Below are 22,715 nucleotides of genomic sequence, written 5' to 3' on the forward strand. Positions count from 1 at the left end.
TATGCCTGTGGATATTAAAATGCACGGGGAATTATGCGTGACTTCAGGGGCGGTTAGACACCTTGTTGGGACATCACCCTGACCTTCACGAACGAACCTCGCGATGCGCTATCGTCACGTTGCAACCTATATCGGCTCACAGGCACCCTTTGTGACCAATATCGCGCACCTGCAGACCTATGCGGGGCCGGAGGGCTGCGCGCTTTACAGCATCACCCATGTCGGCGGGGGCATCGCCGCCTATCGGATCACCTCGGCCGACAAGCCGATCGAAATGACCGCCACCCGCCCCCATGCCGCTTCGCTTGGCTATGCCGGGACCCCGAACGCCAGCATCGTCACGCTGGGCGACGCCCCGGTGCTGTTCGGCACAGGGCTGCGCAACGCGCTCAGTTCTGGCATCCGTCTGGATGATGAGGGCGGGTTTCGCGATGGCGTGCGACTGACGGGTCCGGGTGCGCTGCCCGCCGATGTGATCCGGCTGGGCCAGTTTCAAACGGCACAGGGCGATTTCCTTTATTCGGCACGCAATGGACAGACCGCTTTTGACATCTGGCGGTTGGCAGACGACGGCACGGTCCGGCACGTCACGCGGGCGGTGCTGCCGCTGGGCTCGGGCACCCAGGGGACAGAGATCGACGACACGCTGGTCGCCACACTGGGGGACCGCAGCTTTATCGTTTCGGCCTCTGGCACGGGAAATTACGTCGCCGTGCAGATGATCCATGCCGATGGTTCGGTGGGCGCGGCGCAGATGCTGTGGTCGGATCGAGGTCTTGGCATGGATCAGCCCAGCCATTTGGGCACGGTCACCGTCAGCGGCGTGACCTATCTGGTGGTTGCCGCAAGTCAAAGCTCGTCGCTGACCACCATGCGGCTGACCTATGCGGGCGAGCTTTTGCCCGCCGATCATGTCATCGACGAACGCAGCACGCGCTTTGCCGGCGCCACCGCGCTGGAAACCGTGGAGGTGGACGGCCGGGCCTATGTTTTTGTCGGTGGTGGCGATGACGGCATCAGCGTCTTTACCGTGCTGCCGGAAGGGCGGCTTATGCATGTGGCCACCCTCGCCGATACCAACGACCGGACCCTTGCCGATGTCTCGGCACTTTCCGCCATGGTGATCGACGGCAGGATCGCGCTTTTCGTCGCGTCCCGGACGGAGCGCGGCATCACGCAATTCGTCTTTGAGCCGGGAGTGATCGGCCGTACGGGCGTCGTCGGCGCGGGCTGGCAGAGCGGCACCGAGGGCAGCGACATGATGCAGGCCAGCGCCGGGACAACCGTGCTGAATGGCGGGGCGGGCGACGACATCCTGATCGCCACAAGCAAGCCGGTGCAGATGACCGGCGGTGCGGGAACCGACGTCTTTGTGCCGATGGAGGTCAACGGCCAGATCACCATCACCGATTTCGAGCCGGGGGTGGACCGGCTGGACCTGTCCTTCCTGGGGATGATCCGCAGCACGGCACAACTGCGCTTCAACCCACAATCCAATGGAATCAAGATATTTTATGGGAATTCGGTTATCTGGGTCATGACACGCGACAACACGATGCTCCAGGCGAGCGCATTCGACAATTCGCTTTTCCCCATCGCCCATTACGCGCCACCGCAGATGCGCACCAAGGTGGTCGGGACGTCCCGCAACGATACGCTGACAGCGTCGCGCTATGGCTCGGACATCCACGGCCAAGCTGGAAATGACCTGCTTTTGGGTGGTGCGGGTAATGATAGCCTTTATGGCCAGGCCGGCAACGACACGCTGAACGGGGCCAACGGCAATGACCGGCTGTTCGGGGGGCCCGGCAACGACAGCCTCGTCGGCGGAGCAGGTGCAGATACCCTCCAAGGCGATGCGGGCAACGACACGCTGAAAGGAGGAAACGGAAACGACCGGCTGTTCGGCGGTACCGGAAACGATCGGCTGTTCGGGGGTAGCGGCAATGACAGTCTTGTCGGTGGAGCGGGCGCAGATACCCTGTGGGGCGACGCCGGCAACGATACGCTGACCGGAGACGGCGGCAACGACCGGCTATTCGGGGGCGCAGGCAACGACAGGTTGCTTGGTGGCGTCGGCGATGACAGCCTCGTCGGTGGGGCCGGCGCAGATACCCTGCGGGGTGACGGCGGCAACGACACGCTGACCGGCGAGGCCGGCAATGACCGGCTGTTCGGCGGCGCGGGCAACGACCGGCTGTTGGGGGGCAGCGGTAATGACAGCCTTGTCGGCGGAGCGGGCGCAGACACCCTGCAAGGCGACGCCGGCAACGACACGCTGTTTGGCGACGCCGGCAACGACCGGCTGTTCGGCGGCTCGGGCAATGACCGGCTGTTGGGGGGCACCGGAAATGACAGCCTCGTCGGCGGAACAGGCGCCGACACCCTGCAAGGCGATGCGGGGAACGACACCTTGGAAGGCGGCACTGGCAACGACAACCTGTCCGGGGGCGCAGGGAACGACCTGCTGCGGGGTGGCGACGGCGCCGACACGATAAGCGGCGGCAGCGGCCACGACACGCTTTACGGCCACGCAGGCGCGGATGTGCTGCAGGACGACGAGGGCCACGACCTATTATATGGCGGCGCTGGCAACGACAGGCTTTACGGGGGGGCCGACAACGACACGCTATATGGCCAGGCTGGCAACGATTCGCTTTCCGGCGGGGCGGGCAATGATATGTTGTTCGGTGACATCGGCAACGACACGCTGCATGGCGATGACGGCCACGACCTGATCCATGGCGGCACAGGGAACGACGTGCTGGACGGCGGTGCTGGCCATGACACCCTGCTCGGCAATGCCGGCAACGACCGGCTTCACGGAGGCGTAGGCCATGACCTGATCGAGGGTGGCGATGGCTACGACACGCTGGCCGGCGGTCGCGGCGCCGACACGCTGATCGGAGGGTTGGGGGCGGACGTGTTCGTGTTCTCGGGCGACGATCTGGACGGCAGCACCGATGTCATCGTGGATTTCCAGGCGGGCGAGGATAGGATCGACTTCTCGGACCTCGACCTGACCTTTATCGGCACCAAGGGTTTCTCCGGGCCGGGGCAGGTCCGCGCCGACTGGTCCCAAAAGGGTGCTCATCGGCTGCTGATCGATCTGGACGGCGATGGCAGAGCCGAGTTGACGATCGAACTGGGCGATCTGAAAAACCTGTCCGCATCCGATTTTCTTCTTTAACGTTCGAGCATTTTTTTATGGTATTTTTTGAGGAGAGCGAGACCTGCGAGGAGGAGGGCGAGGGCGATGGTGACGACATATGTCCGGCTGACATATGTCGCCTCGTATGTGGGGTAGAAGCCGCTGCGCATCAGGCCGACGCAATGGATCAGCGGGTTGTACCACAGCAGGTCCTGGGCCCTGGCGGGCATCTGGTCGTAGAGAAAGAACACCCCCGAGATCAGGAACAGCGGCCGGGTCAGGATATGCCAGACCCGCTCCCAGATCGGGAAGGCGGTCATCAGATAGCAGTTCAGCGTCCCCACCCCGGTGGCCAGCAGCGCCACCAGCAGCAGCGCCTCGAAGACCAGGGCCATGTCGACCGGACCGGGCAGCTGGAAGGCGACGAAAATGCCGCCGATCACGATGGCGATGACCGCGATATGGGTCAGCACGTTCAGAATCACCCGCGCCAGCAGCGCATCGATAAAGGTCACGCTGGGATAGGCCAGGAACGGCCGCGAGTAGCGGATCGAACTGGCGACCTTGTTGGTCAGGTTGTTGAACATGGCAAAGGGCAGGTAGCCGGTGGCATAGAACAGCGGAAAGTTCGACCCCAGCGCCGGGCTGCGCAGCGCCAGGCTGAACAACACCGTCAACAGCGCCACGCCCAGCACCGGCTCGAGCACCGCCCAGATATAGCCGCCGGCCGAGCGGCCATAAGTGGTGGCCATCTCGCGCAGCATCAGCGCCATCACGGTGCGCGGCATCCGCATCCGGGGGCCATTGCGGGCCGGCCGCAGCGGTGGGCGGATTTCAGGGGCGGTAATTTCAGGGGCGGTATCGGACATGTGAACGCAAACACTGGTCGGGACGGCTGGCAATATGTAACAACTGCGCCCGAAAGGTAAACCAGCGAAAGCGCACCTGCCCGTGAACACTCCCTCCACACCGGTCGGCGGCAAGGCCGGCCAGCCGGCCCAGCCGGTCGGCGGGCAGCAAAGCCAAGCCGCCCCGACATCCGACGCAACCCCCGCCCCCGCCCCGCAGGCGGCTGCTAGCGCATCGAAGCCGCAGGCTGCCGCGCCGCAAGCCGCGCCGGCCGCAGCACAAGCAACCCCTACGGCGTCCCCGCAGCCACCCGCCGGCGCGCAGCGCCCGTTCCAGGGCCAGCAGGGACTGGGCGCCAGGCCGCCCGCGGCCGGGCAGGAAAAACCCCCGGAGCCGCAGCAGGCCCCCCAGAAAGATCCGTTGCCGAAAGACCCGCCGAAAGACCCGCTGCCGCAAGGCCCCGGGCCGCAAGACCCCGGGCCGCAGGACGCGCAGCCGGATCAGGCCGCGCCCCCGCCCCGCCCGGCGGACAGCGCCAAGCCGCCGGCGCTGCGCCCGCAGGGCCAGCCGATCCCGGTCCGGCCCCTGAGCCCGCCCGCAATAAAACCCGCGGCAAAACCCACGGCGAAAGCCGTAGCGAAGCCGGCGGCAAAAGCCGGCGGCAAGGCGCTGGCCCGTCCCCGGGTCGTCCCCGCCCAGCCGCTGCGCCCGCCCGCCGCCATCGCCGAGCCAAAGCCCCGGCACTGGCTGATCCTGGGCTCTTTCCTGGTCCTGGTGATGCTGCCCAGCCTGATCTGGGCCGGCTACCTGTGGCTGCGCGCCAGCGACCAATATGTCTCGAGCGTCGGCTTTTCGGTGCGCCAGGAACAATCCACCCCCTCGATCGACCTTCTGGGCGGGCTGTCGCCGCTGACCGGCGGCGGCGGGGCATCGGACACCGATATCCTTTATGAATACATCCGCAGCCAGGACATGGTCGAAAAGATCGACGACCGGCTGGACCTGCGCACGCGCTTTTCGCGCGACTGGCCGCATGACTTCGTCTTTGCCTTCAACCCCGAGGCCCATATCGAGGACCTGACCGATTACTGGCAGCGCCAGGTCAAGGTGCTTTACGACAGCACCACCCAGCTGATCACGCTGAAGGTCAGCGCCTTTACCCCCCAGGACGCCCAGGCCATCGCCGCCGCCGTGTTCCAGGAAAGCTCGGACAAGATCAATGAGCTGTCGACCATCGCCCAGGGCGATGCCACGCGGCTGGCCAAGGGCGAGCTGGACAAGGCCCGCACCGAACTGACCGAGACGCGCCAGGCCATGACCGCATTCCGCATGCGCTCGCAGATCGTCGACCCGCAGGCGGACCTTGCCGGGCAGATGGGGGTGCTGAGCGGGTTGCAGGCGCAGCTGGCCGAGGTGCTGGTCGCCCACGACCTACTTTTGGACAACGCCCAGCCCACCGACCACCGCGTGACCCAGTCCCAGCAAAAGATCGACGCGCTGCGCCGGCTGATCGACGCCGAGCGCTCCAAGTTCGGCGCCGAGGGCCAGGGGCCGGCGGGCGAAAGCTATGCCCAGTTGATGGCGGAATACGAAAAGCTGGCCGTGGACCGCGAATTCGCCGAGGGCGCCTATCGCTCGGCCCGCATCGCCTATGAAACGGCGCTGGCCGATGCGCAGCGCCAGGCGCGCTATCTGGCCGCCCATATCGAGCCCAAGGTGGCGCAAAGCGCGACCCAGCCGAATCGGGCCTGGCTGTGGGCGATGATCACCGGCATGCTGCTGGCGGGCTGGTCGATCATGGTGCTGATCTATTACAGCGTCCGCGACCGCCGCTAGATCCATGATCGTGCTGGAAAACCTGACCAAGGTCTATCGGCTGAAGGGGCGCGAGACGCGGGTGGCGGACCGCATCGACGCGGTGTTCCCGACCGGCGCCTCGGTCGGGCTTCTGGGCCGCAACGGCGCGGGGAAATCGACGCTCTTGCGGATGATCGCCGGCACCGTCTCGCCGACCTCGGGGCGGGTGCTCTCGGATGGCACCATCTCCTGGCCCGTGGGCTTCGCCGGCAGTTTCCATGGCGAGCTGACCGGGGCGCAGAACGTGCGTTTCGTGGCGCGCATCTATGGCGTCGATACCGCCGAGCTGGTCGATTACGTCGAGGACTTCGCCGAGCTTGGCCAGCATTACCACCAGCCCTTCGGCAGCTATTCCTCGGGGATGCGATCCCGGCTGGCGATGGGCACCTCCATGGGCATCCATTTCGACACCTATCTGGTCGACGAGGTGACCAGCGTCGGCGACGCCAATTTCCGCGCCAAGTCGCAGCGCGTCTTTGCCGAGCGCATGGCCCGCTCCAGCGCCGTCGTCGTCAGCCACTCGATGGGAATGATCCGCAAAATGTGCAACATGGGCGCCGTCCTCGACCGCGGAAACCTCTACACATTCGAAAACATCGAAGACGCAATCAAAATGCACGAATATATCCTTAAAGTCCCAGAAGGGGGGGCATCCCAGGCCGACGGCCCGGTCGAGGGGGAGCAGCAGGCTTTGTCCACGTCATAGAATGGCAAGAATGCGTCAGGTTCGAGGCACGGTCGCGCCCTCCGCCAAAGGGCCGAGGTGACGCGGTCCCCGGCACGCGCTAGACGGAGCCAAACAAGGAGGTTTCCGATGGAAAGCAAAGCCCTGATCGCCGCCTATTACGACGCATTCAACGACGGTCGCACCGACGAGATGCTGAACTATCTGCATGACGAAGTCGAGCATCACGTCAACGAAGGCGGCATCCGGCGCGGCAAGCAGACATTCGCCGAGTTCAACGCCCATATGACCCACTGCTACAAGGAAGAGCTGACCGATATGGTGATCTTCGCCAATGATGCGGGGGACCGGGCGGCGGCGGAATTCGTGGTGAACGGCAGCTATCTGGAGACCGATGAGGGCCTGCCGGAAGCGAAGGGCCAGAAATATGTCCTGCCCGCCGGCGCCTTTTTCACCATCAGGGACGGCAAGATCGCCCGCGTGACCACCTATTACAACCTTGCCGACTGGATGCGGCAGGTTTCTGCGTGATCCGCACCGAAAGCCTGACCGGGACTGCCGTGGCCGCCGTGCTGGACGATCTGGCACGGTTGCGCATCGCGGTATTCCGCGACTGGCCCTATCTCTATGACGGCGATCTGGAATACGAACGCGATTATCTGCGGGCCTATCAATCGCCCGGCGCGGTGGTGGTCGCGGCCTGGGACGGCGACCGTATGGTCGGCGCCGCGACCGGGGCCCCGATGGAGGACCACGCCGACGACTTCGCCGCAGCCTTCGCAGACCGGCCCGAGCGTCTGGGTGAGATATTTTACTGCGCGGAATCGGTGCTTTTGCCGGAATATCGCGGCCACGGCCTTGGCCACGTCTTTTTCGACGGGCGCGAGGCACAGGGCCGCTTGCTTGGTCGCCGCTACAGCGTCTTTTGCAGCGTGATCCGCCCCCAAACGCACCCTATGCGGCCTAGCGATTACCGTCCGCTGGACGGGTTCTGGCGTAAGCGCGGCTATGCGCCCTTGCCCGGTGTTACTGCCGAATTCGACTGGAAAGACATCGGTGCAACCGCGTCCACCCGCAAACCGCTGCAATTCTGGATGAAAGAACTGTGACCCGAATCGTCAAGATCGCCGCCGCCGCCTATCCCTTTGATTGGCTTTCGGATTTCGCGGCCTATCGCACCAAGATCACCCGCTGGGTGGAAGAGGCCGCCGATTGCGACCTGTTGGTCTTTCCCGAATATGGCGCGATGGAACTGGCCTCGCTGGGCGGGCCACAAGTGGCGGGCGATCTGGAGGCATCACTGCACGAGGTCGCCCGGCATGAACCAGCCCGCGACGCACTGCATGCGGAACTGGCGGCGCGGCACGGGCTGCATATCCTTGCCGCCTCGGGGCCGTTTTTCGACGGAACCCGCCCGGTCAACCGTGCCGTATTGTTCGGACCGCAGGGACGGATCGGTCATCAGGACAAGCAGATCATGACCCGGTTCGAGCGCGAGGATTGGGATATTGTCGCCGCGCCCGGTCTGCGGATTTTCGACACTCCGGTGGGCCGGTTGGGCGTGCTGATCTGTTATGACTGCGAATTCCCCCTGCTGGGCCGCGTGCTGGCCGAGGCTGGGGTCGAAATCGTCCTGACCCCCTCCTGCACGGACACGGTGGCGGGGTTCAACCGGGTCAGGATCGGCGCCATGGCGCGGGCGCTGGAGGGCCAATGCGTCGTCGTGCAGGCACCCACCGTCGGCGATGTGGATTGGAGCCCGGCCATTGACGAGAACCGCGGCGCGGCAGCGATCTATGCGCCTTCGGACGGGTTCTGGCCGGAAAGCGGCATCGTGGCCGAGGGGCTGATGGACGTGCCCGGCTGGGTCAAGGCCGAGGTCGTTCTGGATCTGGTCGCGCAAAGCCGCCGGGACGGACGCGTGCTGCCCTTTGCGCATTGGCCGGAAAGCGCGGCGGCGCGGCTGGTGGATTAGACAGGCGACACGCAACGCTTGGACTCATTAACCGACTCTTGTCAATTTCTGTTGAAGGATCACTGGGCGGCACAAGGGGCGCTCTGGCAAGAACATGATCCCCCCGGAAGTGTGCCGAACAGCATTCGACGCTTATCTCTGCAAGGATACGCCGATCCGATTGTCCCTGAAACGGGGGCTATTCATGGGACGGCTATTATATCGGTATCCTGGGGCTGTTTTTATGCTCGATGGTCAAGGAAACCCGTTCCTGCCCCCTGCGAATGGCGGAACTTCGATAATCCGGCGCTGAAAAACCGCGAATGTTTCACGTCACCCTGCCAAGAACTCAGATATTGGAGGCCGACCGCCGCATCCGACGCAGGGGAGGCAGCCGAGGATCGCCCAACTGCCCAATAACCCTTAGGGCCGCAGCCCGCTACTGTGCCGCTGGCTCGTCAGGCACCACCCCCTCGGGGGTCTCGGCACCTTCGGGGGCCTCGCCTTCGGAAGGCACGGCCAGCCGGTTGTCCTCCCACTCGCCCGAGGCGACCTGGCCGGTGGCATAGCGCATCACCCCTGCGCCCTGACGTTTGCCCATGACGAAGTGGCCGGTATAAACGTCACCGTTGGCATAGGTCGCCACGCCTTCGCCGTCGATCTCGCCCTCTTTCCAGCTTCCCTCATAGCGAAAGCCGTCGGGCGCGATCAGCCGGCCCTTGCCATGGCGCAACCCATTCACGAACGAGCCGTCATAGGTCGTGCCGTCGGCATAGGTCGCCTGCCCCTGTCCGTGGCGCTGGCCATCGCGCCAGGCGCCGTTATAGACATAGCCGTCGGGATAGGTCATGCGGCCCTGCCCCTCGTTACGACCGCGTTTGAAGCCGCCCTCATAGACCAACCCGTTGGCATATCGGGCGACGCCCTGCCCCTCGATCACGCCGGCCAGCCATTCGCCGTCATAGCTGGCGCCGTCGGGATAGGTGATCAGACCGCGCCCATGCGGCAGGTCGGCCTCAAGCGCGCCTTCATAGACCGAGCCGTCGGGATATGTGATGCGACCCAGCCCCTCCATCCGGCCCTCGACCCAGTCGCCGGTATAGATATAGCCGTCGGTCCCGGTAAAGACGCCGGCACCCCAACGCTTGTCGGCGCGGAAATCGCCCTCATAGCGGTCGCCGTTGGTATAGGTGGCAATCCCCTTGCCCTCTCGCTTGCCATTGGCAAAGCGTCCCTCATAGGCGTCGCCCGACGGCTGGGTCAGTTTGCCTTCCCCGGCCATCTGCCCGGCCGACCAGCCGCCCTGATAAACCAGCCCGTCCGACATGGTGAGTTTGCCCTGACCAGAGCGCTGGTTCGCCCGCATCTCGCCTTCATAGCTGGCGCCGTCGGGATAGGTGATCTTGCCGATGCCCTCTTTGACGCCCTGCTTCCAGTCGCCTTCATACCGATAACCATTGGGCTGGGTCAGCACGCCCTTGCCATGATGCAGCGCGTTCTGGAACCCGCCCTCATAGACCGAGCCGTTGGCGTAATTCGCCACGCCTTGCCCGGTGATCTGGCCGTCCAGCCAGTCGCCCTCATAGGTGCCACCATCTGCATAGGTGATCTTACCCTTGCCCTGCGGCTTGCCGCCGGCGAAAGCGCCCTCATAGACCGAGCCGTTGGGAAATCTGGCCGTACCTTGGCCCAGAATCTCGCCCTCGACCCAATCGCCGGTATATTCGTAGCCCGAGGGCAGCTTATAGGTGCCGCGCCCATGCTGTTTGCCGTTGCGGAACGTGCCTTCATAGACGCCGCCATCGTCGTAATGTTTGCTGATGACCGCCTGCGCGCTGGCCATGCCCGCGCCGGCAAGAATTACCGCGCAAGCGACAAGGGCTGCCTTCATGGGTGCTGCACTCCGCCTCATTGCTGCTTTTGCCATCGGTTTATCGCAATGGACCTGCAGGCGCAAAGCCCGACTTTTCCTTTGCCGCGCCCTCGCCTATCAACGGGTGCAAGATACGGTAAGGAAGCGCCATGACCGACACGTTCCGCATCACCCTTGGACAGCTGAACCCGACCGTGGGCGATCTGCCCGGAAACGCCGCCATGGCCCGCGAGGCTTGGGAAAAGGCCCGTGAGGCCGGAGCCGATATGCTGGCCCTGCCAGAGATGTTCATCACCGGCTACCAGACGCAGGACCTGGTGCTGAAGGCCGGCTTTACGCAAGACGCCATGGCCCGGATCATCGAACTGGCGCGCGACTGCGCGGACGGCCCAACCATCGGCATCGGCGGCCCCTATGCAGAAGAGGACCGGCTTTACAACGCCTATTGGATCCTGCGGGGCGGCAAGGTGGTCGCGCGGGTGCCCAAGCACGAATTGCCGCATAAGCAGCTTTTCGACGAATGGCGGCTGTTCAACGTCGGGCCGATCTCGGGACCTTACAGCTTGAACGGGCTGCGGATCGGCAGCCCGATCTGCGAGGACGCATGGTGGCCCGAGGTCTGCGAAACGCTGGCCGAAACCGGGGCCGAGGTTCTGCTGGTTCCGAACGGCAGCCCCTATCACCGCAACAAGCTGGACCTGCGCATGGGTCATATGGTTGCCCGCGTGGTCGAAACCGGCCTGCCGCTGATCTATCTGAACTCGGTCGGCGGGCAGGACGACCAGATCTATGACGGTGCCAGTTTCGTGCTGAACCCCGGTGAGGACGGCGGCGCGGTCAAGGTCATGCAGCTTGCCCCCTTTGACCAGATGCTGGTGCATGTGGATTTCCAGCGCACCCCGGCCGGTTGGCGCGCGGTGCCGGGCCGGATGGATCACCAGCCCGACGAATGGGAACAGGACTATCGCGCGATGACCGAAGGCTTGCGCGATTACATGCGCAAATCGGGCTTTCGCAAGGTCGTGCTGGGTCTTTCGGGCGGGATCGATTCGGCGCTGGTCGCGACCATCGCCAGCGACGCCATCAGCCCGCAGAATGTGCGCTGCGTCATGCTGCCCAGCGAATACACCTCGCAGGCCAGCCTGGACGATGCGGCCGATTGCGCGGCCCGGCTGGGCGTGCGGCTGGACACGGTTCATATCGAGGGTGCCCGAGACGCGGTTACACAGGCGCTTGCCCATCTGATGGAGGGCACAAACCCCGACACGACCGAGGAAAACATCCAGTCCCGCCTGCGCGGGGTGATGCTGATGGCGCTGTCGAACAAGTTTGGCGAGTTGCTGCTGACCACCGGCAACAAATCCGAGGTCGCGGTCGGTTACGCCACGATCTATGGCGATATGGCCGGCGGCTATAACCCGATCAAGGATCTCTACAAGACGCGGGTTTTCGAAACCTGCCGCTGGCGCAACAGCAATCACCGCCCGTGGATGCTGGCCCCGGCGGGTGAGATCGTGCCGCCGCAGATCATCACCAAGCCCCCCTCGGCCGAGTTACGCCCGAACCAGAAGGATCAGGACAGCCTGCCCCCCTATGAGGTGCTGGACGCGATTCTCGAGGGGCTGATCGAAAAGGATCTGGCGCTCAAGGATCTGGTCGCCCAAGGCTTCGAGCCCGAGACGGTCAAGAAGGTCGAGACGCTGCTTTATGGTAGCGAATGGAAACGCTATCAGGCCGCGCCGGGGCCGCGCATCTCGACCAAGGCCTTTTGGCTTGATCGCCGCTATCCGCTGGTGAACCGCTGGCGCGACCGGCTGTAAAAGGAAAGTGACCTTACGTCACAATCATATCGCACCCGGTTATCCCCACCCCGGCAGCGGTATGCAAGTATCTGAAATAATCTGATACTATTTTGCGGCTGCGAAAAAACTTGTCCATTTGGACAAGTTAATCGGCGGCGATTTATTTACTAGCAAGGAAGTGAGGGGCGGGAATTTGTTTGTCCGCTTCTCGTCCATGTTTCGGTCCGTGTTGCCGGTCCGGCATGGCGCTGTGGTTAAATGTTTCCTTTGTGCCCCCATGTGCGGGGGTTCGTTAACGATTAGGGGCTGCCATGCCGATAACACTCAATTTCATTTTTATAAGCAATTACAATCTGTTCGATCTTGATCCGAATGAAGCCGTAGATGGCGCCGAAAACGCGGGTTTTCTGATCGGCCAAACCTTCGGCGATGCTGACAATCCGCTTGTAGATCGGATCGACCAAGTAGATCTGCACGACGGCAACGGCAACCATCAGATCGCGCTTGACGGCCCTGAGGGGGGACCTGCTGAGGAATATGTAACCTACCAAGGTTATAATTATTACTTGGATAGCTGCATTATCTATACCGGCACCGTCACCTATGCAGATGGAACAACGGATGAGGGTGTCACCCTACGCATAGTCCAGGCAATAGATAGCGAGGGCAGGCGTACACTGACGGTCGCCCCGCCGCGGCCCGGGATCGACCAGTATGCCATCGACCCCGACGCAGCCAATCCGATCCAATCGATCACCATTACCGGACTGGTTGACGACACCCTCACCTATTTTGACTTTGAAGCGTATGTAGATCCCACCTGCTTCCGAAACGGCACGTTGATCCTGACCGAGCGCGGCGATGTCGCGGTTGAGGATCTGCGCGTAGGCGATATGGTCATCACCCGCGACCACGGGCCACAGCCCTTGCGCTGGATCGGCGGCAAGCAGCTTGGCACCGAGCTGCTGGGGCTTTTCGACAAGCTGCGGCCGGTCCGCATCCGCGCGGGCGCGTTGGGTCACGGCCTGCCCCGGCGCGACCTTTATGTCTCGCAACAGCACCGCATCCTCGTCAGTTCAAAGATCGCCGAGCGCATGTTCGGCGCGCCCGAGGTATTGGTGGCCGCCAAGCACCTGACCGAGATCGAGGGAATTGAAATCGACGACAGCGTCCAGCCGCTGACCTATTACCACCTGCTTTTCGACCGCCACGAAATCGTCTGCTCGGAAGGGGCACAGACGGAATCGCTGTTCACCGGGACCGAGGCGCTGAAAACGCTGGATCCGGCCGCACGGGCGGAAATCATGGCGCTTTTCCCCGAACTCGTGGCCGAGGGCCACATGCCCCAGCCCGCGCGGCGGATTGGCAACGGGCGCGAAGGCCGCCGCCTTGCCCAACGCCACTCGGCCAACCGCCGCGAACTGCAGCAGGCGCTGATAGGCTGACGGGGCGCGGACTGCCCTTACGCAAGGCGGGGTTTGTTCCGCCCTGCGTCGGCGTGTCAGACGGTGACCGCCATTCGGTGCTGCGGGCCGACGCCGAAGACGCGCTTGTAACGCTCGATCTCATCCTGGGGGCCGGTGGCTTTTTCAGGGTTGTCGGAAAGCTTGACGGTCGGCCGACCCTCGGCCGCCACCGCCTTGCAGACCAGCGAAAACGGCGCCAACCCGTCCCCCGGCACCAGCCCGCGGAAGTCATTGGTCAACAGCGTGCCCCAGCCAAAGCTGATCTTGACCCGGCCGTGGAACCGCTGGAACAGATCCTTGATCTTGTCCACGTCCAGCCCGTCCGAAAAGATGATCAGCTTTTCACGCGGATCCTCGCCCCGGCTTTGCCACCAGCGAATCGCAGCCTCGGCGCCCTCGGCCGGATCACCGCTGTCGACGCGGATGCCAGTCCAGCTTGCCAGCCAATCCGGCGCATGTTCCAGAAAACCTTGGGTGCCATAGGTGTCGGGTAGGATGATGCGCAGCATCCCGTCATGTTCCTCGTGCCAGTCGGCCAGCACGCGATAGGGGGCCTGGCGCAACTCATCATCGCTGTCGGCCAGCGCGGCAAGGACCATGGGCAGTTCATGGGCGTTGGTGCCGATGGCCTCGATATCGCGGCGCATGGCGATCAGGCAATTCGAGGTGCCGATGAACCGCTCGTCCCCCAGTCCCTCGACCATGGCCTGCACGCACCAGTCCTGCCACAGAAAGCTGTGCCGCCGCCGGGTGCCAAAATCGGCGATGCGCAGGTCTGGGCCAAGCTTGCGCAATTCCTCGATCTTTTCCCAAAGCCGGGCCATGGCGCGGGCATAGAGCACCTGCAACTCGAACCGGCCCATGTCCTTGAGCACGGCGCGACTGCGCAATTCCATGATAATGGCCAGCGCCGGGATTTCCCACAGCATGACCTCGGGCCATTTGCCCTCGAAAACCAGCTCATACTGGCCGTCGCGCTTTTCCAGATGATAGGCCGGCAAACGCAGGTTCTCGAGAAACTCCATGAAATCCGGGCGGAACATCTGGCGCTTGCCATAAAACGTGTTGCCACGCAGCCAGGTGCTTTCTCCCCGCGTCAGCGACAGGCCGCGCACGTGGTCCAACTGTTCGCGCAACTCGCCCTCGTCGATCCACTCGGCCAAGCGGATACGGCTGGTGCGGTTGATCAGGCTGAAGGTGACATCCGTGTCGGGCCGGTTGCGAAACACCGATTGGCACATCAGAAGCTTGTAGAAGTCGTCGTCGATCAGCGAGCGGACAATCGGGTCGATCTTCCATTTATGGTTATAGACGCGGGTCGCGATATCGACCGTCGGGATCATCATGCCGGTGTCACCCCTGCCTTGCGCATGTCCTCGCGCGCTGCCTCGCGCGAACCGTTCAGGTCGATGGCGCGGGTGGCACCTTCGATCACGGTGGCGCGGAAACCCAGTTTCACAGCGTCGATGGCGGACCACGCAACGCAAAAATCATAAGCCAGACCGACAAAGCTAAGATCGGTCAGCCCGCGTTCGCGCAGATAGCCGGCCAGCCCGGTGGGTGTGCGGCGGTCGTTTTCGAAAAATGCCGAATAGCTGTCGATCTGCGGCCGAAAGCCCTTGCGGATCACCAGATCGGCGCAATCCGCGGCCAGCGTAGGGTGAAAACCTGCACCCTCGCTGCCGATCACGCAATGTGCCGGCCACAGGACCTGCGGCCCATAGGGCATGTCGATAACCGAAAAAGCCGCCGCGCCGGGATGATTGTCGGCAAAGCTGGTGTGGTCGCGCGGGTGCCAGTCCTGCGTCAGCACCACGGCGTCGAAATCGGCCATCAGGTCGTTGATCGGCGCGATAATCTCGTCCCCGCCGGCGACGGCAAGCCGGCCGCCCGGGCAGAAATCCAACTGGATGTCGATGACGATCAGGGCTTTTGTCATCCTGCCCCCCTTGCTTATTCACAAAACTGGTAGGCGGCGGCGGCGGGGTCGTCAATGCCGCAACTTGATCCGGCAGGGCCACGGCGCTATTGCCAGCCCATGCTGACCGTAGCCGCACTGTATCATTTCACCCGCTTTTCCGACCCCGAGGCGCTGAAGGCGCCCCTGGCGAAATGCGCCTGCTCACATGGCGTCAGGGGCACGCTGTTGCTGGCACGCGAAGGGATCAACGGCACCATCGCCGGCACACGGGCGGGCATCGACGCCGTGCTGGCGCATATCCGCGCCCTGCCCGGCTGCGCGGATCTGGAATGGAAGGAAAGCCCCGCGCAGACCATGCCCTTTGGCCGCATGAAGGTGCGCCTGAAGCGCGAGATCGTCACTATGGGCCAGCCCGACGTCGATCCGACCGCCGCAGTCGGCCGCTATGTCGAGCCGGGCGACTGGAACGCCCTCATCAGCGCCCCGGACGTGGCAGTCATCGACACGCGCAACGATTACGAGGTCGAGATCGGCACTTTCACCGGAGCCGTGGATCCGGGCACGAAAAGCTTTCGCGACTTTCCCGCCTGGTGGCGCGAAAATGCGCATCGTTTTCACAACAAGCGCATCGCCATGTTCTGCACCGGCGGCATCCGTTGCGAAAAATCGACCAATTTCCTGCTGGGCGAGGGTATGCCCGAGGTTTTTCATCTCAAGGGCGGTATCCTGAAGTATCTGGAAGAGGTCCCGGAAGAGGAAAGCCTGTGGCATGGCGAATGCTTTGTTTTTGACAAGCGGGTCAGCCTGGGCCACGGGCTGCGACAGGGGCGCTATGATCTTTGCCACGCCTGCCGCCGACCTTTGGCACCCGAGGACCGCACACGCCCGGAATACGAACAAGGCGTCTGCTGCCATCGCTGCATAGGCGAATATACTGACGCAGACCGCGCCCGTTTCCGCGAACGCCAGCGGCAGGCCGAACAGGGCGAATGCTTTGACGACAGCCCTGCGCCGCAAGGCCGGACAAGCGTCGCTTAAAACTGAATATTTATAATATTCAATTAGTTGCCGGAATTTTCAACCGCAATATCACGGCCCCTCACGCCGCCTTGATCTCCAACCCCCTGTCTGGGCGGGGTTATTGCATCACCCAGCGCGGGCGCTGTTAACGAGTTCTCACTTGTCCGTGCCGCGCGTCCGCAAAACCTTTCATTCCGGGGCCCGGGTGTTAGGCATGCGGTCCGAGTTAAATGGAGAACTCATCATGAAGATAGTCGGATACGCAGCTTTGGTTTCGCTTGTTGCCGGTGGCGCCTATGCAGGTGGCTATGTCGCCCCCGTGGTCGAACAGCCGGTCATCGCGCCGGCGCCCGTAACGACCGTTTCGGACAGCGACTGGACCGGATTCTATGCCGGTCTGCAATACGGCAAGGGCAGCGGCGATCTTTCCAATCGCGGTGCGCTGGCCGATTTTGGCGATTTTGACGGATATGGCCTGCATGCGGGCTATCAGCGCGATCTCGGCAGGTTCGTCCTGGGCGGCGAACTGGATTACAACCGCGTCTCGCCGGACGAGAATTACGATGACGGCAACCTGACCCGGCTGCGACTGCGGGCTGGTGCGGACATGGGCCGGTTCCTGCCCTATGTCACGCTGGGCGCAGCCAAGCTTTCGGTCGATGATTTTTCGGAAAACGGGATGACCTATGGGATCGGCGCCGACTTCAAGGTGACCGAGCGTTTCACCGTCGGTGCGGAATACAGCCGCAACGATTTCAACGACGTGCTGGACAATGAAACCGGCGTAAGCGGCCGCGATCTGGACACCGATCTGGTGCAGTTGCGCGCCTCGTTCCGGTTCTGATCGCAAGGCAACAAGACAAGCGCCCCCGCATTAAGGGGGCGCTTTTTCGTTTCGGAGCAGGGCTTACTTGACCTGCCCCAGCCTGCCTGCCGCGATGGCGGCCATGTTCAGGATGTCGCTGACCGTGGAACTGGTCGAACAGATCTGGATCGGCTGCGGCACGCCGGTCAAGATCGGACCGACAACAGTCGCCCCTGCCATCTCTTGCAGCAACTTGACCGAGATCGAGGCCGAGTGCCGCGCCGGCACCACCAGCACGTTGGCCGGCCCCGTCAGCCGCGAGAACGGGTATTTCGCCGCCTGCGTCGGGTTGAGCGCCACGTCCACGGTCATCTCGCCCTCGTATTCGAAATCGACCTTGCGCGCGTCCAACACCTCGGTCGCGTGGGCCATCTTGACCGCCCGCTCGCTGATCGGATAGCCGAAGTTCGAGAATGACAGGAAGGCGATCCGTGGGTCCAGCCCCAGCCCCCGCGCGACATGCGCGCCACGGGTGGCGATATCGGCAAGATCCTCGGCCTCGGGCCACTCATGGACCAACGTATCGCCCATCAGGACAATCCGGCCGTTGTGCAGCACGGCGGTAATGCCAACAGCTCCATCCGCCGGGGTGACGTCGAAAACCATGCCGATCTGGGCCAGAACATGGGCATTCTTGCGCGTGGTCCCGGTAACCAGCCCATCGCCATGGCCGTGCGCCAGCATCAGCGAGGCAAAGACATGGCGGTCGCGGTTGGCCAGCTTGACCGCATCCTCGCGGTCATAGCCCTGACGCTGCAACCGGGTGTAAAGCGTTTCGTGATACTGTTCGAGATAGCGAGAATTCCCGGCGTTGACGACGGTGATTTCGCGCGCGGCATCGCCCAGCCCCGCGGCCTCAAGCTTATCCTTGACGTCGCTTTCACGACCAACAACCAGCGCCTGCCCCATCCCGCCGCGCTGCCAGGCCACGGCGGCGCGCAACACGCGCGGATCGTCGCCTTCGGCAAAGATCATCCGGGCCTGAGCCTGACGGGCCCGCGCGTGAATGCCCTGCAAGATCGCCGCGGTCGGGTCCATGCGCGCTTTCAGCGACTGGACATAGCCCTCCATGTCGATGATCGGGCGACGGGCGACGCCGGTATCCATGCCGGCTTTGGCCACCGCAGGCGGCACGACATGGATCAGCCGCGGGTCAAAGGGCGTCGGGATGATATAGTCACGGCCGAACTGCAGCTTGCGACCATAGGCGACGGCGACCTCGTCGGGCACATCCTCGCGCGCCAGTTCGGCCAGCGCCCGGGCGCAGGCGATCTTCATCTCGTCGTTGATGGCGCGGGCGTGAATGTCCAGCGCGCCCCGGAACAGATAGGGAAAGCCCAGAACGTTGTTCACCTGATTGGGGTAATCCGAACGCCCGGTGGCGACGATGGCATCGGCACGGACGGCATGCGCCTCTTCCGGGGTGATTTCGGGATCGGGGTTGGCCATCGCAAAGATGACCGGGTTTTCGGCCATGCCCTGCACCATTTCCGGTGTCACGGCACCCTTGGCCGAAACCCCCAGGAACACATCGGCGCCCCTCATCGCCTCTTCCAGCGTGCGGGCCTCGGTCACGACGGCATGGGCCGATTTCCACTGGTTCATACCCTCGGTGCGGCCTTGGTAGATGACCCCCTTGGTGTCGCACATGATGCAGTTTTCGTGACGCGCACCCATGCGTTTCACCAGTTCGAGGCAGGCGATACCGGCGGCTCCGGCACCATTCAGCACGATCCGCACGTCCTCGATTTTTTTGCCGGACAGTTCCAGCGCGTTGATCAGCCCTGCCGCGCAGATCACCGCCGTGCCGTGCTGATCGTCATGAAAGACCGGAATATCCATCAGTTCCTTGAGCCGTTGCTCAATGATGAAACATTCCGGCGCCTTGATATCCTCAAGGTTGATGCCGCCGAAGGTCGGGCCCATCAGGCGGACGGCATTGATGATCTCGTCCGGGTCTTCGGTATCCAGTTCGATGTCGATGGCGTTCACGTCGGCAAAGCGCTTGAACAGCACCGCCTTGCCCTCCATCACCGGTTTCGAGGCCAGCGCGCCCAGATTGCCCAAGCCAAGGATCGAAGTCCCGTTCGAGATCACCGCGACCATGTTGCCCTTGACGGTATAGTCATAGGCAGTCTCGGGGCGCTCGGCGATCGCCTGCACGGGCACGGCAACACCGGGAGAGTAAGCCAGCGACAGATCGCGCTGCGTCGCCATGGGGGTCGAGGCCACGATGTCGTATTTGCCCGGACGGGGCTCAAGGTGATAGGCCAGAGCCTCTTCCCGCGTGATGCGGGACTTGCGCGGGGTGTTGTCGTCGCTCATCCGGTCCTCCTCGTGACGTGGTGCAGCAATAGCGTCAGGAGACGCGGAACCGAAGGGGTAAAATGCCGCCTGACAACGCCTTAGGGCGACATGGCGGCCACCACCGCGCCGTAATGTCCGCTAAGCGCGGCCCCCGCCGCAACCACGGCGATCATCCCCGCGATCAGGTCATGGCGCGGGTCCCACGCGCCATGGCGACGCGCCAGCCAGACCGTCACCGGATAACACAGGACTTGCGACAGCGCCTGCCCGATCAGCAGACCCGGCAGGCCGTGCAGCAACGCCCCCACGACGACCAGCGTGAAATAGATCCCGGCTCGCGAGGATTGCATGATAAAGAAGCCGCGCGAATCCCCGGCCGCCAGAGCCGCATATTCATAGCTGATCGGAATGACCTGCAACATCTGAATGCAGGCGATGGCGACCAGAATACCGCCCGCCGCCACATAGCGCGGGTCATACAGCAGTTCGACCAGCGGCGGACCAACCCAGGCCAGCACCGCCGCCGCCGCCAGCAACAGTGCGGACAGACCAGCGCGGGTGCGCGCCAGAATCCGGATGTTCTGGGCACTTTCGGCCGGCGGATGCTGGCGATACATCGGGATGAACAACCGTCCGGAGATCGCGGAACCCAGCATGGTCGGCACGGTCGCCAGGAACAGGCCGATGTTGTAGATGCCCAGCTGGTTCAGCGTCAGCACCCGCCCCAGAATGATGCGGTCGCCCTGAAACAGCAGGAAGCCGCAGATGGTGCTGAAAAAGATCCATTTGCCGAATTTCATCACCTCGGCGCGGGCCTCGGGCTCCATCCGCAGGCGGTTGCGATGTCCGGGCAGGAAAAACCGGAACATCAGAATCTGGGCAAAGGCGCCCAGCACATTGCCCCAGACCAAGGCCCAGACCGATTGCAGGATCAGCGCGGCAGCGATGGTCAGCAGCACGCCGATAAGCTGGTTGCACAGCTCGATCACCGTCAGCCGGCCCAGTTGCAGGTGACGGGCGGCCGTGTCGATCCGGGTGGGCAGGAAGCCCCCAACGATCATCGAGCTGGCCGCCACCGGGAACACCCAGCCGAACAGCGGCGCGTCGTAAAAGACCGCCAGCGGCCATGCCATGGCAATCGCGGCAAGGAAGATCAAAAAGCCCCGGATGATCTTGAGCGTCCAGATTGTGTCAAGGAAGTCCGGGTCATCGCCGCGCTTGCTTTGCATGATCGAGGGACCGAAGCCCATGTCGCTGAACATGGTCAGGCCGATCAGAAAGCTGGTCACCAGCGCCATCAGACCGAAATCGTCGGGGCTGAGGATCCGGGTCAGGATAAGGTTCGACGCCAGCCGCATAATCTGGCCGATGCCGAAATTGGCCATGGTCCATGCACCGCTGCCCAAGGCGCGTGAGGCAAAACTCTTGCCCGGCGGCGCGGCGCCGGTGGTTTCCGTCCCCCCCTGCTGAGCCATCAGCCCAGCCCGTCGGTCGGCATGCTGACGACGCCGGGCGAAGGCAGGCCCGGAATCCTGCCGATCAGCCACAAGGCGACAAAGGCGCCCACAACCAAAAGCACGATCATATAGATATTGCGCTGCCGGCGATGGCGCAGATCAGCCGCCGTCAGCCGATAGGGCAGCGACATCACCGGACGGGTTCCGGTGGCGCGGGCGAACTGCTCGGTGCGCCGCAGGACCGGGTTCAGCAGCTCCAATACAAAGGCCACGGCAAAAGCCAAGCCCATGCTGCCACCCACGCCCATCACCGCACTTTTCTTGCGGTTCGACATAGCGGGATATTCAGGCGGCAGGGCGCGTTCCAGCAGGACGAACCGCTCGGTCTGGTCGTTTTCCATCAGCATCTGCTGGGTTTCGACCTGGGCCAATTGGCGGGAAATCTCGTTATAGCGGTCCTGCATCCGGCGTTGCTGGCGGGTCATCGCCTCAAGCTCGCGCGTGACTTCGGGCGAGCGGGCGCGCGCGGCGTCGATCTCGGTCCGGCGCAATCCGATCCCGGCCTTCTGCTCGTTCAGCTTGGTCAGTTGGGCTTCGATCAGTTCGGCCTGCCGGCGGATCACGTCCGAGCCGCCGCTGCCGCCGCCGCTGTTCAGCCGCTCCAAAGCCTCTTCCAGCCGTTTGATCTCGGGGTGGTCGGCAGACAGCGTCCGGCGCGCCTGCGCAAGCTCCACCTCGGCCGAGCGGATCTGCTGCACCAGCGAAGCCGAGGGCCGGGTTTCGGCCGCCACACCGCCCGCCTCCAGCGAAAGACGCTCGCGTTGCAAGGTCATGATGTCGCGATCCAGCGCCGTCTCCATCTCGTTCAACTGGGCCATCTCGGTTTGCAGGAACTCCTGCGAGCTGGGCAGCGAATCCTCGTTGCGGGCGCTGTATTCGACCACTTTCCGTTCCTGTTCGGAAAGCTGCTCGTTCAAACGGCGTTCTTCGTTGCGCAGATATTCCTGCGATTCAAGAATACGCACCTGGCGGTTTTCACGGTCGCGGTTGACGACGCTGTTGGCAAAGTCATTGGCAATGGCTGCGGCCGTAACCGGCGTCTCGGCCTGAGAGGTGATGACGATTGCCGCCAGCGACATGCGGGAATCGACCGAAACACCCGGGGCGGTGATGCTTTCGATCCGGGTGGAACTGCGCAGCGCCACCAGCTTTTCAGACTCGCTAAGCGGAGTATCCGTGAACAGGTCGAGCCGGTCGATCACCTCGCGCAGACTGGCCCGAGCCATCAGGCGCTGTTCGATCAACTGCACCCGGCGAGAGGCCGGCAGCGAACTGTCGGTGCCCTGATCTATGGCCGCCGGCATGTCCAGCTGGATGACCGCCGCTGCCTGATAGACGCGAGGCGAAGAAACGATCAGATAAAAGGAAATCAGCACGCCCAGAACGATGATCGTCAGCATTAGCGGCAAGCGCCGCCAGATCATCGAGATCACGTCTTGCAAGGATTG

The 22,715-nt window shown here is 63.5% G+C and carries 18 protein-coding genes; 10 read left to right on the plus strand and 8 right to left on the minus strand.

The features are described 5' to 3' along the window. Nucleotides 1-103: 103 nt before the first annotated feature. Nucleotides 104-3,190: a calcium-binding protein gene (locus tag JWJ88_RS07025; protein ID WP_205293408.1), complete on the plus strand. Its 3,087-nt coding sequence runs from the start codon at nucleotides 104-106 to the stop codon at nucleotides 3,188-3,190. On the opposite strand, the gene JWJ88_RS07030 is transcribed toward JWJ88_RS07025, so the two are convergent. Next, the gene (locus JWJ88_RS07030) at nucleotides 3,187-3,939 is read right to left on the minus strand and encodes an ABC transporter permease (protein WP_205295152.1); all 753 of its coding nucleotides are present in this window, start codon (nucleotides 3,937-3,939) and stop codon (nucleotides 3,187-3,189) included. The two genes, JWJ88_RS07025 and JWJ88_RS07030, sit on opposite strands and share 4 nt — an antisense overlap. Before the next feature lie 163 nt (nucleotides 3,940-4,102). Between JWJ88_RS07030 and JWJ88_RS07035 the strand changes: the two genes are divergently transcribed. From JWJ88_RS07035 to JWJ88_RS07055, 5 genes are all read left to right on the plus strand, one after another. Beyond that, complete coding sequence (locus tag JWJ88_RS07035; RefSeq protein WP_240200123.1) at nucleotides 4,103-5,836, plus strand: capsule biosynthesis protein; 1,734 nt, start codon at nucleotides 4,103-4,105, stop codon at nucleotides 5,834-5,836. A gap of 4 nt (nucleotides 5,837-5,840) precedes the next feature. Continuing rightward, complete coding sequence (locus JWJ88_RS07040) at nucleotides 5,841-6,563, plus strand: ABC transporter ATP-binding protein (protein ID WP_205293409.1); 723 nt, start codon at nucleotides 5,841-5,843, stop codon at nucleotides 6,561-6,563. A gap of 108 nt (nucleotides 6,564-6,671) precedes the next feature. Continuing rightward, complete coding sequence (locus tag JWJ88_RS07045) at nucleotides 6,672-7,073, plus strand: ketosteroid isomerase-related protein (RefSeq protein WP_205293410.1); 402 nt, start codon at nucleotides 6,672-6,674, stop codon at nucleotides 7,071-7,073. Further along, on the plus strand, nucleotides 7,070-7,651 hold the full coding sequence (locus JWJ88_RS07050) for a GNAT family N-acetyltransferase (protein WP_205293411.1): 582 nt from the start codon (nucleotides 7,070-7,072) through the stop codon (nucleotides 7,649-7,651). Before JWJ88_RS07045 ends, JWJ88_RS07050 begins: the two co-directional genes overlap by 4 nt. Continuing rightward, entirely contained in the window at nucleotides 7,648-8,517 is an 870-nt protein-coding gene (locus JWJ88_RS07055; RefSeq protein ID WP_205293412.1) for a carbon-nitrogen hydrolase family protein, read from the plus strand. The genes JWJ88_RS07050 and JWJ88_RS07055 overlap by 4 nt, the downstream gene beginning before the upstream one ends. A 418-nt stretch (nucleotides 8,518-8,935) precedes the next feature. Here JWJ88_RS07055 and JWJ88_RS07060 read toward each other — a convergent pair whose 3' ends face one another. Beyond that, complete coding sequence (locus JWJ88_RS07060; protein WP_205293413.1) at nucleotides 8,936-10,387, minus strand: MORN repeat-containing protein; 1,452 nt, start codon at nucleotides 10,385-10,387, stop codon at nucleotides 8,936-8,938. 131 nt (nucleotides 10,388-10,518) lie between these two features. Between JWJ88_RS07060 and JWJ88_RS07065 the strand changes: the two genes are divergently transcribed. Continuing rightward, nucleotides 10,519-12,189, plus strand: coding sequence for an NAD+ synthase (locus JWJ88_RS07065; RefSeq protein ID WP_205293414.1), 1,671 nt, complete (start codon nucleotides 10,519-10,521; stop codon nucleotides 12,187-12,189). 281 nt (nucleotides 12,190-12,470) lie between these two features. Here JWJ88_RS07065 and JWJ88_RS21730 read toward each other — a convergent pair whose 3' ends face one another. Next, the gene (locus JWJ88_RS21730; RefSeq protein ID WP_240200124.1) at nucleotides 12,471-12,665 is read right to left on the minus strand and encodes a hypothetical protein; all 195 of its coding nucleotides are present in this window, start codon (nucleotides 12,663-12,665) and stop codon (nucleotides 12,471-12,473) included. 72 nt (nucleotides 12,666-12,737) lie between these two features. Here JWJ88_RS21730 and JWJ88_RS07070 point away from each other — a divergent pair, with 72 nt between their 5' ends. Continuing rightward, a complete protein-coding gene (locus JWJ88_RS07070) occupies nucleotides 12,738-13,616 on the plus strand; it encodes a Hint domain-containing protein (RefSeq protein WP_240200125.1) in 879 nt (292 codons plus the stop codon). A gap of 56 nt (nucleotides 13,617-13,672) precedes the next feature. Here the strand turns inward: JWJ88_RS07070 and pncB are convergent, their stop codons facing one another. Beyond that, the gene (gene pncB / locus JWJ88_RS07075; RefSeq protein ID WP_205293416.1) at nucleotides 13,673-14,983 is read right to left on the minus strand and encodes a nicotinate phosphoribosyltransferase; all 1,311 of its coding nucleotides are present in this window, start codon (nucleotides 14,981-14,983) and stop codon (nucleotides 13,673-13,675) included. Next, nucleotides 14,980-15,576, minus strand: coding sequence for a bifunctional nicotinamidase/pyrazinamidase (pncA, locus tag JWJ88_RS07080; RefSeq protein WP_205293417.1), 597 nt, complete (start codon nucleotides 15,574-15,576; stop codon nucleotides 14,980-14,982). The genes pncB and pncA overlap by 4 nt, the downstream gene beginning before the upstream one ends. 99 nt (nucleotides 15,577-15,675) lie before the next feature. Here pncA and trhO point away from each other — a divergent pair, with 99 nt between their 5' ends. Next, on the plus strand, nucleotides 15,676-16,596 hold the full coding sequence (gene trhO / locus JWJ88_RS07085) for an oxygen-dependent tRNA uridine(34) hydroxylase TrhO (RefSeq protein ID WP_205295154.1): 921 nt from the start codon (nucleotides 15,676-15,678) through the stop codon (nucleotides 16,594-16,596). Between the two features lie 226 nt (nucleotides 16,597-16,822). Further along, nucleotides 16,823-17,422, plus strand: a complete 600-nt coding sequence (locus JWJ88_RS07090) for an outer membrane protein (protein ID WP_205293418.1) — start codon at nucleotides 16,823-16,825, stop codon at nucleotides 17,420-17,422. Between the two features lie 63 nt (nucleotides 17,423-17,485). Here JWJ88_RS07090 and JWJ88_RS07095 read toward each other — a convergent pair whose 3' ends face one another. The 3 genes from JWJ88_RS07095 to JWJ88_RS07105 form a co-directional block, all read right to left on the minus strand. Beyond that, nucleotides 17,486-19,768, minus strand: a complete 2,283-nt coding sequence (locus JWJ88_RS07095; protein ID WP_205293419.1) for an NADP-dependent malic enzyme — start codon at nucleotides 19,766-19,768, stop codon at nucleotides 17,486-17,488. An 80-nt stretch (nucleotides 19,769-19,848) separates the two neighbouring features. Next, nucleotides 19,849-21,225, minus strand: coding sequence for an oligosaccharide flippase family protein (locus JWJ88_RS07100; protein ID WP_205293420.1), 1,377 nt, complete (start codon nucleotides 21,223-21,225; stop codon nucleotides 19,849-19,851). Beyond that, the gene (locus JWJ88_RS07105) at nucleotides 21,225-22,700 is read right to left on the minus strand and encodes a GumC family protein (RefSeq protein ID WP_240200219.1); all 1,476 of its coding nucleotides are present in this window, start codon (nucleotides 22,698-22,700) and stop codon (nucleotides 21,225-21,227) included. Before JWJ88_RS07105 ends, JWJ88_RS07100 begins: the two co-directional genes overlap by 1 nt. Nucleotides 22,701-22,715 lie beyond the last annotated feature (15 nt).

This window comes from Paracoccus methylovorus, from assembly GCF_016919705.1.
Lineage (GTDB): Bacteria > Pseudomonadota > Alphaproteobacteria > Rhodobacterales > Rhodobacteraceae > Paracoccus > Paracoccus methylovorus.